This window comes from Mycolicibacterium sp. lyk4-40-TYG-92 (genome assembly GCF_030209435.1).
In the GTDB taxonomy this organism is placed as follows: Bacteria; Actinomycetota; Actinomycetes; order Mycobacteriales; family Mycobacteriaceae; genus Mycobacterium.
The window spans coordinates 1-13,763 of record NZ_JARVRX010000010.1 but is presented as its reverse complement, the minus strand read 5'-3'; the positions used below and the strand labels follow the sequence as shown (position 1 = coordinate 13,763).

Below are 13,763 nucleotides of genomic sequence, written 5' to 3'. Positions count from 1 at the left end.
CAACTTTCGTTTCAGTAGGGCGCACCGGCTGCCCGCAGCTCGGCCCGCGTCCGCGCGATGATGATGTCGTGGCGGGTGCGCATGAGGTCAGCGCCGACGTGGACCAACCGCCAGCCCAATTCGCGGTACTCGGCATTCTGGTCGATGTCCCGGGTGCGCCGGCTGGGGGCACCTCCCGCTTGCGGGGGAGGGTCTTCCCAGTGCTGGATGCCGTCGTACTGCACACCTACTTTCCACTCCGGCCAGCCCATATCGATGCGGCCCACCTGGTATCTGCCGTCGAATACTTCGATCTGCGTGTGCGACGGCCGCATGCCGTGCTCGGTGAACAGCAGTCGTAGCCGCGTCTCTTGGGGCGATTCGCCGCCGTAATCGGCGAGATCAAGCACCTGCTCCAATTGCCTCAGTCCCCGGACCCCGGGATGCCGCTCGGCAAGTGCGCGCACCTCAGGGAGTTTCAATTGTGTGGCCTGGAGCAGCGCATCCACCCGAATGACCGCGGCCGTGAGTCCTTTCCGTCGGCCGAGGTCGAAAGCCGTCCTCGCTGGCGTCGTTGCGTTGATGCCGCGCACACGGCATATTTCGTCGTCGACGAGCGCATCGCTGTGAATCAGGATGCCAGGAGGCCGCGTCCTACTCCCTTGGTTGAGTTCAGCGGGTTGTGTCGAACCGATCCACAACGAGCCATGCAGCGCAGCGGCGGACAACCCAACTGCGGTTGCCCTGCGTCCGGACCACAGCCAGGCCGCGACAGCTTTGTCCACAGCGGTGAGTTCGTGACCGCGACGGACGTAGACGTTGCGATACAGCGCGTCATAACGAGTCCGCAGCTGATACCTGTTGACCGTGCCCGCAGCCAGGGCCTCGGTGCCGAGAAATGGCATGTGGATATGACGGCTGTGACACCAGCCCGGTTCCATCTGCATCGAGTGTCGGCTTGTGGTCGAGAAATGCGCGAAATGTCGCACACAACCCAACACTCGCAGATTTGTCGTCAGGTATTTACTGAGACTCCCGTTCCCGGTAAATTGGAGACATGACTAAGGCAATGGAGCCCGGTTACCAGAACCTGCTGGACGTGTTGTCCGAAGGCTCGGTGCGACGCCGGTTTGATCCGTACCTCGACATCGCCTGGGGTTCGCCGGACATGGCGATCGACCTGCAGGACCCGCGATGGGTGCTGTCCCCCACCATCGACCCGCTGGGTGCCACCGAGTGGTACCAGAGCCAGCCGCTGGAACGGCAGATCGAGATCGGCCGCTGGCGGACGCTCAACACCGTCAAGGTGGGCGCGGCATTCGAGAGCATCCTGATCCGCGGGCTGATGGCGTTCATCATGAAGCTGCCCAACAACTCCCCCGAGTTCCGGTACGCGCTCCACGAGATGACCGAAGAGTGCAACCACATCCAGATGTTCCAGGAGCTGGTCAACCGCTCCGGGACCGATGTCCCGGGCATGCGGAAGCTGTTCTTCAAGCTGTCGCCGTACATCGGCCTGGTCGGCCAGTACTCGCCGACGGCGTTCATGGCCGGCATCCTCGCCGGCGAAGAGCCCATCGACCACTTCCAGAAGGGCATGATCCGCGACGGCGCCAACCTGCCGCCGGCAGTGCTGCGCACCATGCAGATCCACATCGCCGAGGAAGCCCGCCACATCTCGTGGGCCAACGAATTCCTCAAGACTCACATGCCCGAGCGGTCGTGGCGCTTCAAGGCCTTCGCCACCGTGGCCTTCCCGCTGACGCTGCGCTGGCTGGCGCACGAGATCATGGGGTCGTCGAAATCGTTCGGCAAGCAGTTCGACATCCCGGAAGACGTCATGCGGCAGGCCTTCTGGCGCAGCCCGCAGTCGCGCAAGATCATGGCGAGCTTCTTCGACGAGACCCGCGCGCTCGCCGAGGAGATCGGTCTGATGAACCGTGTGGGCCGCTGGATGTGGAAACGCTGCGGCATCGCCGGTGAAGCGGCGCGCTACCGCAGTGCCCCCAACCGCGAGGCACAGTTGATCGCCTGATGCCCCACGTCATCACGCAGTCCTGCTGCAGCGACGCGTCCTGCGTCTACGCCTGTCCGGTCAACTGCATTCACCCCACGCCCGACGAGCCCGACTTCCACACCGCGGAGATGCTGTACATCGATCCGGTGGAGTGCGTCGACTGCGGCGCGTGCGTGACGGCCTGTCCCGTCGACGCCATCAAGCACGACGGTTCGCTGGAGCCGATGGAAAAGGTGTTCCTCGAGCTCAACGCCGATTTCTACAAGGAGCCCCGGCCCCGCGCGCTGCTGGCGCCGGTGGTTCCGCCGCTGCAGGTGCGGGCTCCCGGGGCCGTGCGCGTCGCCATCGTCGGATCCGGCCCGGCCGCCATGTACGCCGCCGACGAAGTGCTGACCATCCCGGCTGCGCGCGTCCGGATGTACGAGCGGCTCCCCCAGTCGGGTGGCCTCGCCCGCTTCGGCGTCGCACCCGATCACCGCCGTACCCGCGGCGTGTCCCGGCAGTTCGACACCATCTGCGCCGACCCGCGGCTCGAGCTGCTGACCGGCGTCGAGATCGGCACCGACATCACGCACCAGCAGTTGCTCGCCGAGCACGACGCCGTCATCTACGCGGTCGGCGCGTCCGCGGACCGTCCACTCGACGTACCCGGCGCCGATCTTCCGGGCGTCAGCTCGGCGACCCGGTTCGTGGCTTGGTACAACGGCCATCCCGACTTGGCCGGCGCGACCTTCGACCTGTCGCAGCCGCGCGCCGTCGTGGTCGGCAACGGCAACGTCGCGCTCGACGTCGCCCGGATCCTCACCACCGATCCCGACCGGCTGGCCGCCACCGACATCGCGCCGCACGCGCTGAAAGCCTTGCGGGAGAGCCAGATTGAAGAAGTCGTCGTGGTCGGGCGACGTGGGCTCGCGCAGTCGGCGTTCACGGTGCCGGAGCTGGTCGGCCTGACGTCGATGCCCGACGTCGACGTCGTCGTCTCCTCGCAGGATCTGGCGTCGCTGCCGAAAAGCGACCCGCGTGCCCGCATCCTCGCCGACCTCCCGCGGAGGCCGGGCAACCGCCGGATCGTGCTGGAGTACCTGCAGTCGCCGAGCGCCATTGCGCGCACCGCGGGCGGACTGGAAATCGAATTCGCCCGCAACGAACTGGTGGCGGCGACCGACGGCACGGCGAAGGTCAAGCCGACCGGCGACCTGCACACCGTCACTGCCGGGCTCGTGCTCGCATCGATCGGCTACCGCGGCCGGCCGGTGGCCGACCTGCCGTTCGACGACGCGCGCGGCACCGTGCCCAACGACAAGGGCCGGGTCGACGGCGTCGCCGCGACCTACGTGACCGGCTGGATCAAGCGCGGCCCGACGGGATTCATCGGCACCAACAAGTCCTGCGCGCAGGAGACCGTGCGCGCCCTGGTGGCCGATTACAACTCGGGGTTGCTTGCCTGAGCGGCCAGCGCGGCGACCACGGCGACGAGCGGTTCATCGGGGCTGACCTCGAATCCGATGGCCCGCGCGGCGCCGTCGATGACGTACCAGGTGAAGTCGGCCAGGTGCGCGATCATCTCGTCGCGGGTGTGCGTCGGCGCCGGGCTGCGGACCCACGCGAACAGCGTCTCCTCGACCATGGTGACGATGGCCAGCGGGACCAGTTTGAACGCGCTGTCCTCCACGCCGATGGCCAACTGGATGGCGGCGATGATGCCGTCGGCGCGTTCGATGATGCGCAGTTTCAGCTCGCCGACGGCGTCGAGCGTCTCATCGCCCTCGAACGACGGGCCGCTGCGCGCGAACTCGTTGAGCCGCGGGTGGTCGATCATCCAGTCCGCGACGGCCTCGATGGTGCGGGTCAGAATCTCCCGCAGCGAGCCTTCGGTGATGTCGAGCTTGCCGACCAGGACTGACCCGAAGTCGTCGATGAGGTACGACCGCACCCGCCGCTCGAGTTCCTCCTTGCCGGAGGTCTGCCGGTAGATGACCGACTTGGCGACGCCGGCGCGCTTGGCGATGGCCGCGACGGAGATGTCGGCGCCCGGCGGGCTCTCTTCGAGCAGTTCGATCATCGCCAGCAGGATCTGGGACCGGCGCTCGGCGTTGTGCTGCTCCCACCGCGCCTCGTAACCACTCACCGAGGCGGAGTTCGGGGCCACAGACATGTGTCTCACGGTAGCCGCTGCACCATCAGGTGACGCCCGCCACACCCCTGTCACACCTCACTGGTCTGTCTCGTCCAACCGGTATGACGACAACACCACGCATCGCGCCCCTGCCCCCACAACGTGCCGGCCTGCTGACCCGGCTCATGTACCGCTATGCCAAGCGTGAGTTCGGTGAGGTGCCCGAGCCGTTCGCCGTCGCCGCGCACCACCCACGACTGCTGGTCGCCAATGCCGTGCACGAGGGTCTACTCAAGAGCGGCTCCAAGACCCTGCCCGACTCCGTCCGAGACCTCGCCGTGTTCTGGACCGCGCGGACCGTGGGGTGCTCGTGGTGCGTCGACTTCGGCACCATGCTGATGCGACTGGAGAGCCTGGACACCGAGCGGCTCAAGCACATCGACGAATACGCCACCTCACCGCTGTTCACCGACGACGAACGCGCCGCCATCGCCTACGCCGACGCGATGACCACCGATCCGCACACCGTGACCGACGAACAGGTCGACGATCTCAAGCGTCGGTTCGGCGATACCGGGGTCATCGAGCTGACGTATCAGATCGGCGTGGAGAACATGCGCTCCCGGATGTACGCGGCGCTCGGGATCACCGAGCAGGGCTTCAGCTCGGGCGACGCGTGCCGGGTGCCTTGGGAGAGCCAGGCCGAGTGATCATGGACTCGCGGGCAACGTTTTGCGGTCGCCCGGCCAGAAGTCGTGCATCGCCCACGTCACCGTAGCGCCGGTGGCGATCGGACTCAGTGGGCGATCGAGACCGCCCCACCGGATACCACGATGCCGCCGGTGTCGGGCACCGTGACCGTCAGCAGACTGGGGCGACCGACGTGCTCCCCCTGCCGGATACGGACCGTTCGGGCGCCGGCAAAGCCGAGGACCTCGCGCAGGTACGCACCTGTGGCCGCGGCCGCGGACCCAGTCGCGGGATCCTCGTTGATCCGGCCAACCGGGAACAGGTTCCGAGCGAGGAACTCGTCAGACGCTGTCCGGTGCAGCACCGTCACCGTGCCGGTCCAGCCGTGCTTGTCCATCAGGGCGGCCAATGGTGCAGGCGCGAAACGGAATTGGTGAAATACCTCGCGGTCGGCGAGCGAGATGATCGGGTGCCAGTTACCGGCGAACGATTCGCGGACCGGCAGGGCTGGATCCAGGTCGCCTGGCACCAGCCCGAGCAACTCGAGGACTGCGTCAAGTGCGGTGGCATCGATGTCGCGCACCTGTGGTGGCACGCTGGTGAAGGCGACTATCACCTCGCCGTTGGACTCTGTCGATGTCATGTCGACCTCCCCCGCTGCTGTCGCGAAGGTGAACGTGCCCGGCCCGCGTCGTTCCGTGAGTGCGACCGCCGTGGCGACGGTGGCGTGACCGCAGAACGGCACCTCGGCCGCCGGCGAGAAGTACCGCACCCGATAGTGCCCGAACTCAGCACCCGCACTGTCGACGATGAACGCGGTCTCCGCATACCCGACCTCGGCGGCGATCTCCTGCATGCGTTGCGCGGTGAGTGCGGATGCGTCGAGCACCACTCCCGCCGGGTTACCGCCGCCAGGGGTCGCCGCAAACGCGCTGTATCGCAGAATCTCCGTCACGCCCACCAGTGTGCCGTGGGATTGGTCCGACGCCTGAGTATTCACACGACTCCCGCGTGACGTGCCGTGGGCAGGCGCGTTCGTCAGGGTGTCGTCGCAGCGCCGGTAAGGCGCGCGCAAGGGTTGACGTCTCCGCCGGCTCACCCGGGGCGCGGGACGCTGGCTTCACGTCCCATCCAAGTGGTAGAACACGTTACAGAAATAGCGGCCCCGGCCGCTGAAACCGCCTGTTCAGCGAGGAACGCCCATGCACTGGTACACCGGCAACACGTTCTATGACACGGTGCTGACGGCTGCTTTCGCGTTCGCCGCCTTCGTGATCATCGGCGGTTTCTTCGCGCAGAGTTCCTACGGACGGTTCTCGACGACGAAGCTCGGCCTGAATCTCAACCCGAAGCTCGGCTGGTGGCTGATGGAGATCCCGGCGACGGTCGTGTTCCTCATCAGCTACCTGGCCGGGCCACACCGCTTCGAGCCGACATCGCTGGTGCTGGCCGGGATCTGGCTGCTGCACTACGCCAACCGGGGCTGGTTCTTCCCACTGGCCATCCGCCAGGCGCCCGGCAAGCGCGGCACCTTCAACGTGTCGGTGATCGTGATGGGCATGCTGGTCACGTCGATGCACGGCTACCTCAACGGGACCCTGTTCAGCCACGACTTCTTCGGGCAGTACACCACCGCGTGGCTGACCGACCCCCGATTCCTGGTCGGGTTGGCGATCTACCTGTGCGGTTTCGCGCTGCTGGTGAGCTCCGAATCGATCGTGCGGAACTTGCGCGACAAGAACAATCCCGGCGGTGCGGAGTACCGGATTCCGTTCGGTGGCGGCTTCCGGTTCGTCACCAGCCCGGCATACCTGGGCGAGCTCATCGCCTGGTCCGGCTTCGCGCTGCTGACGTGGGCGCTGCCCGGCGTCGCCATCCTGCTGATCACCGCGGGCAACCTGATTCCCCGGGCGCTGGGCACGCACACCTGGTACCAGGAGAAGTTTCCCGAGTACCCGAGCGACCGCAAGGCGTTGATTCCGTACGTCCTGTAAGAAACCTCGCCAGACTTCAGCGGTGACGCCGTGAACTTGTCCGGGTTCGCGATGTCCCACAGCGCGACGACCTTGCCGTCCCGCACGGCCAGCGCGGTGACGCGGGGCAGCATCTCGGGATGCTCGCCGTCGGCCGGCAGGCCAGGATTGTATGCACCGAGCTCGCCGTTGATGAGCGCCAACTGCGAAGTCGAAAGCCACTGCGGCCCATAACGTCTCGCCAGCCCGAACAGGAACCGCGCCACCTTGTCCGCGCCGACGATGGTGCGGGGCGCCGTGGGTGCCCGCCGATTGGAGTCGCCGGTGAACGTGGCATCGGGATGCAGCAGTTCGACGACCGCGGCCATGTCCCCACTGGCGAGCGCGGCCATCAACTTGCCGACGACCTCGTTGTGGCCGGCGTCGGGCGGCGGCGCCGGGGCCTCGGCGACCGCACGCCGGGCGCGGGATGCGAGCTGCCGCGCACTCGCGTCCGTCACGCCGAGAACCGAGGCGATCTCGGAGAACGGCACCGCGAAGCCGTCGTGCAGCACGAAGGCCACGCGCTGATCAGGTGTCAGCCGCTCCAGCACCACCATCGCGGCGAAGCGGGCGTCCTCCCCCGCGACCACCGCGGCCAACGGGTCGGCGGCGTCGAATCCCGTCACCACCGGTTCGGGCAGCCACTCGCCGAAATACGCCTCGCGGCGGTGCGCGGCGGACCGCAGTCGGTCCAGGCCGAGTCGGCTGACCACAGTCGTCAGCCAGGCGCGGGGCTCTTCGATGGCGTCGACATCCGCACTGTGCCAACGCAACCAGGCGTCCTGCACGATGTCTTCGGCGTCGGCGTACACACCGGTCAGCCGGTAGGCGACGGACAGCAGGTGCGGGCGCAGCCGCTCGAATTCGTCGGTGTCCTGCGCAGTGGTCACCCCACCAACCTACGACTCGTCGCTTCGAGGCGGCGAACCGTAGCATCTTCTGGTCAATCGCCAGGAGTGAGCAGGGAGCAGATGACTACGACCGCGCCAGACATCGTCGCCCGGGACAAAGGCCTCAAACGGGGTGCCCTCGGTCTGGTGTCCAGCGTGGTGGTCGGGCTGGCGTCCACCGCACCGGCATACAGCCTCGCAGCGACACTCGGGCTGGTCATCGCCGCCGGCGGTACGCTGCTCGCCGGGGTCAAAGCACCTGCGATCATGCTTATTTCGTTCGTGCCGATGTACCTCATCGCCGTCGCCTACCAGGAACTGAACAAGGCCGAGCCCGACTGCGGCACCACGTTCACCTGGGCGGCCCGCGCCTTCGGTCCCGTCGTCGGCTGGCTGGGCGGCTGGGGCATCATCGCTTCCGACGTCATCGTGATGGCCAATCTCGCGCAGATCGCCGGGTCGTATTCGTTCACGTTCGTCGGTGACCTGGGCTGGCATTCGGCCGCCGGTCTGGCGAACAGCACGCTGTGGTCGACGGTGGCGGGCGTCATCTGGATCATCCTGATGACGTACATCTGCTACCGCGGCATCGAGGTGTCGGCGCGGCTGCAGTACGTGCTGTTGACGGTCGAGGTCGTCGTGCTCATCGTGGTGTCGGTCGTGGCACTGGTGAAGGTCTACACGAACCACGGGCATGCCTACTCGATCATGCCGTCCTGGTCCTGGTTCTGGCCTGGCGGAATGGATTTCGGCACGGTGATCGCGCCGGCGGTGCTGGCGACCATCTTCATCTACTGGGGCTGGGACACCGCCGTGGCGTGCAACGAGGAGTCCGACGATCCGGGCCGCACCCCCGGCCGCGCCGCCGTCATCTCGACGTTCCTGCTGCTGGCCACCTATGCACTGGTGACCGTCTCGACCATCGCGTTCGCGGGCGTGGGCACCGAAGGCATCGGGCTGGGCAACCAGGAGAACGCCAAGGACGTGTTCACCGCTATCGGGCCATCGTTGTTCGGCGACAGCGTGATTGGGAAGATCGGGATGCTGCTGCTGTCGGCGTCGATCCTGACCTCGGCGGCAGCCTCGACACAGACCACCATCATGCCGACCGCGCGCACCACCCTGTCCATGGGCGTATACCGCGCACTGCCGCAGAGTTTCGCGAAGATTCACCGCCAGTATCTGACGCCCACCACCTCCACCATCGTGATGGGCTTGGCGTCGGTGCTGTGCTACGTCCTGTTCACCGCGATCAGCGCCGATCTGCTGACAGCACTGATCGGTTCGGTCGGTTTGATGATCGCGTTCTACTACGCGCTGACCGGCTTCGCCTGCGCGTGGTTCTACCGAAAGACCTTGACCCGCAATATTCGTGACTTCGTGATGCGTGGCCTGTTGCCGCTGCTCGGTGGCATCACGCTGTCGGTGGTGTTCGGCTACGGCCTGATCCAATACAGCAAGCCGGACTGGCTGAAGGACGAAAACCACCACGACGTCACGATTTTCGGTTTCGGTGCGGTGGGTGTGGTCGGCGTCGTCGGGCTGCTGCTCGGCGTGGTGCTGATGTTTGCCTGGCGCGTCGCACGCCCGGAGTACTTCCGCGGACTGACGCTGCCGCGGCGCCACGACCTGGTACTGGATTCGCCGGCCTCCGCTCGTTCCGGACCGCCCCATTTCGGACTGCCGGACTCCGGTGACATGCCGACAGTCATCGCGCCCGACCTGTCGAACCTGCCGCCCGGCGAGACCGCGGTGGATACGGCCACCGGCGAGGAAGTCCGCCGAGACTGACGGTTCTCCCACGAGGCAGGCCCGATACCGCTACCCGGAGATCGCGAAAACCCCTGATTTGATGGGAAATTGGGGGTTTTCACGTCTGCCGACGAGTAACAGGCGTTACCGTCTACACGTGTCGAACAAGCCGCCCATCAACCCGGTGCGCTGGACCCCACCGCCGGTCGACGCCCTGCCCGATTTCCCGCCCGCAGAACTCACCATCGTGCCGATGCCGGGCGATGCCCCGGAGGACGTGGTTGTCGGCGCCGACGGCGCGTTGTGGACGGGCCTGGTCGACGGACGGATCGTGCGGATCGCCCCGGACGGCAGCATCGATGTCGTGGGCGACACCGGAGGCCGACCGCTGGGGCTGCACGTCGCCCGCGACGGACGGCTGCTGGTCTGCGACAGCTATCGCGGGCTGATGTCCCTGGACCCCGGCACCGGCGCACTTGAGGTGCTGGTGCCCGATATCGACGGCCGGCCGCTGCGGTTCTGTTCGAACGTGACCGAAACCGAGGACGGCACAATCTATTTCACCGAGTCGACCAGCTCGTTCCACTACGAGCATTTCCGCGCGGCGATCCTCGAGGCCCGCGGTGACGGCGGCCTGTACAAGCTGGCGACCGACGGCACGGTGAGCACGCTGCGCGACGGCTTGTACTTCGCCAACGGCGTCACCGTCACCGCCGACGGCACCGCGCTGGTGTTCGCCGAGACGCAGGGACGCCGGCTGTCGAAGTACTGGCTGTCCGGACCGCAGGCCGGGACCATCACGCCGCTCGCGGTCAACCTGCCGGGCATGCCCGACAACATCTCGACGGGCGCCGACGGCCGGATCTGGGTCGCGCTCGTCACCCCGATCAACGCCGCCGCGGAATGGCTGGCCCCGCGGCCGACGATCCTGCGCCAGCTGGTGTGGCGGTTGCCGGAGGCGCTGCAGCCGCAGATGCCGCTGGAGGTGTGGGTCGTCGCCTTCGACCCCGACAGCGGCGCCGCGGTCGCGGGCGTGCGCATGCGGCACCGTCAGTTCGGACAGGTGACCGGACTCGTCGAGCACGACGGGCGGCTGTGGATGAGCTCCATCGGGGTGCCGGCGCTGGCGCACTGCGCGATCCCCGAGCGTCGCCAGGCTTCGGTCAGCTAATTCACATTCGTAACTTCAACCTCAATTGTCACAGCGCGGCAACCAGGGATCCGGTGGTCCGTCGCCTAATCTGACGACACCATGGCGACCACCCGATCAACGTCACAACGCGCTGCGGCCCTGGCAGCAGCGTTTTTCCTGGCGGCCGCGCCGGCGTTGGCCTATGCCGATCCCGAGCCACCGGCCGCCGACCCGTGCCCGTACCGGGTGAATACGCCGCCCGCGGTCGACCAGTCCGAGGTGCCGAAGGCGGGCGACCCGCCGGCCCCGATCCCCGTGCCGGCCACGCCGCTCGGCGGGGATCTGATGGGCAGCTGCGGCGTCGTCGCCGCACCGGACATGCCGCCACTGCCCGGCGACGTCTCCGCTGACGCCTGGATCCTGGCCGACCTGGACAACGGCGACATCATCGCCGCCAAGGACCCGCACGGCCGGCACCGGCCGGCCAGCATCATCAAGGTCCTGATCGCGACGCAGGCGCTGCGTGAACTGCCCATCAACAAACGCGTCACCGGCACCCCGGAGGACGCTGCCGCCGAGGGCACCCGCGTCGGCGTCGACGACGGTGGCGTCTACACCGTCAACGACCTGCTGCACGGCCTGCTCATGCACTCGGGCAACGACGCGGCGCACGCCCTGGCGATGCAGGTCGGTGGCATGGATACCGCCATCGGCAAGATCAACGACCTGGCCTCCAAGCTGGGCGGCCGCGACACCCGGGCGGCCACCCCGTCCGGACTCGACGGCCCGGGCATGAGTACCTCGGCCTACGACATGGGCCTGTTCTACCGCTACGCCTGGCAGAACCCGACGTTCGCCTCGATCGTCGCGACGCAGAAGTACAACTTCCCCGGCCACCCGGCCAAGCCCGGCGAGCCCGGCGACCACCCAGGCTACGAGCTGGAGAACGACAACAAGCTGCTCTACAACTACCCGGGCGCGCTCGGCGGCAAGACCGGTTACACCGACGACGCCGGCCAGACGTTCGTCGGCGCCGCCGATCGCGGCGGACGTCGTCTGGTCGCGATTCTGCTGCACGGCACCCGGGTTCCGATCGCGCCATGGGAGCAGGCCGCACGCCTGCTGGACTACGGCTTCGCGACCCCGCCCGGCACCAAGGTCGGCACCCTGATCGAACCGGACCCGTCACTCACCCAGCGCAAGCCCGACGCCAAGCATCCCGTGGCCGCCCCCGCCTTCGACGGCCTGCCGTCGGTCGATGCGGTGCCGATCCGCGTCGGCGTCGGCGTGGTCGGGGCCGCGGTGGTGCTCTCGCTGATGATGGCTGCCCGTTCGATCAATCGGCGCCCACAGCACGCCGACCGGTAGAGACTGACGGGCGATGACGCTCATCTCGGCCGGGACCGTTGTTTTGGGAGGCTCAGCGCTCGACGCTGTGTCGCGGCCCGGGTGGCTGGAGATCGATGGTGACCGCATCGTGGCGTGCGGCAGTGGCGCTCCACCCCGCGGCGTCGATCTCGACTACCCGGACGGTGTCGTGGTGCCCGGTTTCGTGGACATGCATGTGCATGGTGGCGGCGGCTTCTCCTACAGCACCGGCGATCCCGACGAGGTAGCGCGGGCAGCCGCATTTCATCGTGCCCACGGGACCACCACGACCCTGGCCAGCCTGGTGACGGCGGCGCCGGATGTCCTGCTGACACAGGTGCAGAACCTGGCCGACGCGGTGCGCGCCGGAGTCGTCGCGGGGATCCATCTCGAGGGTCCGTGGCTCAGTTCCGCGCGCTGCGGTGCGCACGACGTGACGCAGCTGCGGGATCCCGACCCCGCCGAGATCGATTCCATCCTCGCCGCCGGCGACGGCGCCATCCGCATGGTGACCATCGCCCCGGAGCTGCCCGGCGCCGATGTCGCGATCGAACGCTTCGTCGACGCGGGAGTCATTGTGGCCGTGGGCCACACCGACGCCAGCTACGAGGAAACCAAGCGGGCGCTGCAACTGGGCGCCACAGTGGGCACCCATGTGTTCAACGGCATGCGTCCGCTGCACCACCGCGACCCCGGCCCGGCGCTGGCCCTACTGGAGGACTCCCGGGTCACGGTGGAGCTCATCGCCGACGGCGTGCATCTCCACCCCGCACTCGTTCACCAGGTGGCCGTCACCGCGGGCTCGGATCGCGTCGCGCTGATCACCGATGCGATGGCGGCCGCGGGCATGCCCGACGGGATATACCAACTGGGCGGGCTCGACGTCGAGGTCAGCGGCTCGGTGGCGCGGCTGCGCGAGCGGTCCACCATCGCGGGCGGCACCGCCACCATGGACATGTTGTTCCGTACGGCGGCAACGGGTTTGGAAGCAGCCTCCGAGTCGGCGCTGCGGCACGCGGTGGCGATGACGGCGACGACGCCGGCGCGCACACTGGGTCTCGACGATGTCGGCGCGTTGGCGCCCGGGACGTCTGCCGACCTCGTCGTGCTGGACCGCAAGCTCGAGGTGCGCGCGGTGGTGCGGCGCGGGGCCTGGGCGGCGCGCGTCAGTCACTGAGCGCCAATCTGACCACTGTGTAGAGGCGTACAGCGGCCGAATCCCGGCGCGCACCGAACATGCATACGCCCCGAAGCACTACGTCGAATGTGCAGTTTCGGTGCGGGATCTGCGGGCGGATTCAAGGTTCCAGTGCAACAGCGGGTGAACTGAACGGATTGCACAGTAGTTCATCGAGGCACTGAGCTGGTGTTTTCCAGTCGAGGGTTTTGCGTGGTCGGTTGTTGAGTTTGGCGGCGACGTAGTCGAGGTAGTCCTCGGGGAATATCGATAGGTCGGTGCCTTTGGGGAACCATTGGCGCAGAAGACCGTTGGTGTTTTCGTTGGTGCCGCGCTGCCACGGCGAATGTGGATCGCAGAAGTAGATGTCCAGATCGATTGCTTCGGTGATCTTGGCGTGATTAGCCATTTCCTTGCCCTGATCCCAGGTCAAGGTTTGGCGCAGCATCGCCGGCAACCGGGGCATCTTGGCCACGATCGCGTTCTGCACCGCCTCGGCGGTGTGATGATCAGGCAGGTGCAGCAGCATCACGTACCTGGTGGACCGCTCCACCAGGGTGCCGATCGCCGAGCCGGATTCGGTACTGCCCAGGATCAGGTCACCTTCCCAATGCCCGGCCACAGCCC

12 protein-coding genes and 1 pseudogene are annotated in these 13,763 nt (G+C 67.3%); 8 read left to right on the top strand and 5 right to left on the bottom strand.

From position 1 onward, the window contains the following. Positions 1-11 precede the first annotated feature (11 nt). A complete protein-coding gene (locus tag QRN63_RS14850; RefSeq protein WP_285031492.1) occupies positions 12-884 on the bottom strand; it encodes a putative endonuclease domain-containing protein in 873 nt (290 codons plus the stop codon). A 152-nt stretch (positions 885-1,036) separates the two neighbouring features. Between QRN63_RS14850 and QRN63_RS14845 the strand changes: the two genes are divergently transcribed. Continuing rightward, complete coding sequence (locus tag QRN63_RS14845) at positions 1,037-2,014, top strand: AurF N-oxygenase family protein (RefSeq protein ID WP_285031491.1); 978 nt, start codon at positions 1,037-1,039, stop codon at positions 2,012-2,014. Beyond that, entirely contained in the window at positions 2,014-3,444 is a 1,431-nt protein-coding gene (locus QRN63_RS14840; RefSeq protein ID WP_285031490.1) for an FAD-dependent oxidoreductase, read from the top strand. Before QRN63_RS14845 ends, QRN63_RS14840 begins: the two co-directional genes overlap by 1 nt. Here the strand turns inward: QRN63_RS14840 and QRN63_RS14835 are convergent. Next, positions 3,420-4,151: a TetR/AcrR family transcriptional regulator gene (locus QRN63_RS14835; RefSeq protein WP_267318233.1), complete on the bottom strand. Its 732-nt coding sequence runs from the start codon at positions 4,149-4,151 to the stop codon at positions 3,420-3,422. The genes QRN63_RS14840 and QRN63_RS14835 overlap by 25 nt on opposite strands. Before the next feature lie 83 nt (positions 4,152-4,234). On the opposite strand from QRN63_RS14835, the gene QRN63_RS14830 reads away from it, so the two are divergent. Next, positions 4,235-4,822, top strand: a complete 588-nt coding sequence (locus tag QRN63_RS14830) for a carboxymuconolactone decarboxylase family protein (protein ID WP_285031489.1) — start codon at positions 4,235-4,237, stop codon at positions 4,820-4,822. Positions 4,823-4,908: 86 nt separating this feature from the next. Here the strand turns inward: QRN63_RS14830 and QRN63_RS14825 are convergent, their stop codons facing one another. After that, positions 4,909-5,757, bottom strand: coding sequence for a PhzF family protein (locus tag QRN63_RS14825; protein ID WP_285031488.1), 849 nt, complete (start codon positions 5,755-5,757; stop codon positions 4,909-4,911). A 247-nt stretch (positions 5,758-6,004) separates the two neighbouring features. Here QRN63_RS14825 and QRN63_RS14820 point away from each other — a divergent pair, with 247 nt between their 5' ends. Continuing rightward, a complete protein-coding gene (locus QRN63_RS14820) occupies positions 6,005-6,796 on the top strand; it encodes a phosphatidylethanolamine N-methyltransferase family domain-containing protein (RefSeq protein ID WP_285031487.1) in 792 nt (263 codons plus the stop codon). Between the two features lie 14 nt (positions 6,797-6,810). Here QRN63_RS14820 and QRN63_RS14815 read toward each other — a convergent pair. Beyond that, positions 6,811-7,707: pseudogene (locus QRN63_RS14815) on the bottom strand (sigma-70 family RNA polymerase sigma factor); the annotation flags it as partial. An 81-nt stretch (positions 7,708-7,788) separates the two neighbouring features. Here QRN63_RS14815 and QRN63_RS14810 point away from each other — a divergent pair. The 4 genes from QRN63_RS14810 (at position 7,789) to nagA (ending at position 13,136) form a co-directional block, all read left to right on the top strand. Beyond that, complete coding sequence (locus QRN63_RS14810; protein ID WP_285031486.1) at positions 7,789-9,498, top strand: APC family permease; 1,710 nt, start codon at positions 7,789-7,791, stop codon at positions 9,496-9,498. A 118-nt stretch (positions 9,499-9,616) separates the two neighbouring features. Further along, positions 9,617-10,630: an SMP-30/gluconolactonase/LRE family protein gene (locus QRN63_RS14805; RefSeq protein WP_285031485.1), complete on the top strand. Its 1,014-nt coding sequence runs from the start codon at positions 9,617-9,619 to the stop codon at positions 10,628-10,630. Between the two features lie 81 nt (positions 10,631-10,711). Continuing rightward, positions 10,712-11,959 (top strand): D-alanyl-D-alanine carboxypeptidase family protein, encoded by a 1,248-nt coding sequence (locus tag QRN63_RS14800; protein WP_267318240.1) that lies wholly within the window; start codon positions 10,712-10,714, stop codon positions 11,957-11,959. A gap of 13 nt (positions 11,960-11,972) precedes the next feature. After that, the gene (nagA, locus tag QRN63_RS14795) at positions 11,973-13,136 is read left to right on the top strand and encodes an N-acetylglucosamine-6-phosphate deacetylase (protein ID WP_267318241.1); all 1,164 of its coding nucleotides are present in this window, start codon (positions 11,973-11,975) and stop codon (positions 13,134-13,136) included. Between the two features lie 121 nt (positions 13,137-13,257). Here the strand turns inward: nagA and QRN63_RS14790 are convergent. Next, the coding region (locus tag QRN63_RS14790; RefSeq protein ID WP_285031484.1) for an IS30 family transposase at positions 13,258-13,763 on the bottom strand (506 nt) is incomplete at its 5' end.

Coding starts and splice junctions, on each gene's coding strand:
- QRN63_RS14845 (WP_285031491.1), top strand. CDS start 1,037: ATGACTAAGGCAATGGAGCCCGGTTACCAGAACCTGCTGGACGTGTTG.
- QRN63_RS14840 (WP_285031490.1), top strand. CDS start 2,014: ATGCCCCACGTCATCACGCAGTCCTGCTGCAGCGACGCGTCCTGCGTC.
- QRN63_RS14800 (WP_267318240.1), top strand. CDS start 10,712: ATGGCGACCACCCGATCAACGTCACAACGCGCTGCGGCCCTGGCAGCA.
- QRN63_RS14810 (WP_285031486.1), top strand. CDS start 7,789: ATGACTACGACCGCGCCAGACATCGTCGCCCGGGACAAAGGCCTCAAA.
- nagA (WP_267318241.1), top strand. CDS start 11,973: ATGACGCTCATCTCGGCCGGGACCGTTGTTTTGGGAGGCTCAGCGCTC.
- QRN63_RS14830 (WP_285031489.1), top strand. CDS start 4,235: ATGACGACAACACCACGCATCGCGCCCCTGCCCCCACAACGTGCCGGC.
- QRN63_RS14835 (WP_267318233.1), bottom strand. CDS start 4,151: ATGTCTGTGGCCCCGAACTCCGCCTCGGTGAGTGGTTACGAGGCGCGG.
- QRN63_RS14820 (WP_285031487.1), top strand. CDS start 6,005: ATGCACTGGTACACCGGCAACACGTTCTATGACACGGTGCTGACGGCT.
- QRN63_RS14850 (WP_285031492.1), bottom strand. CDS start 884: ATGCCATTTCTCGGCACCGAGGCCCTGGCTGCGGGCACGGTCAACAGG.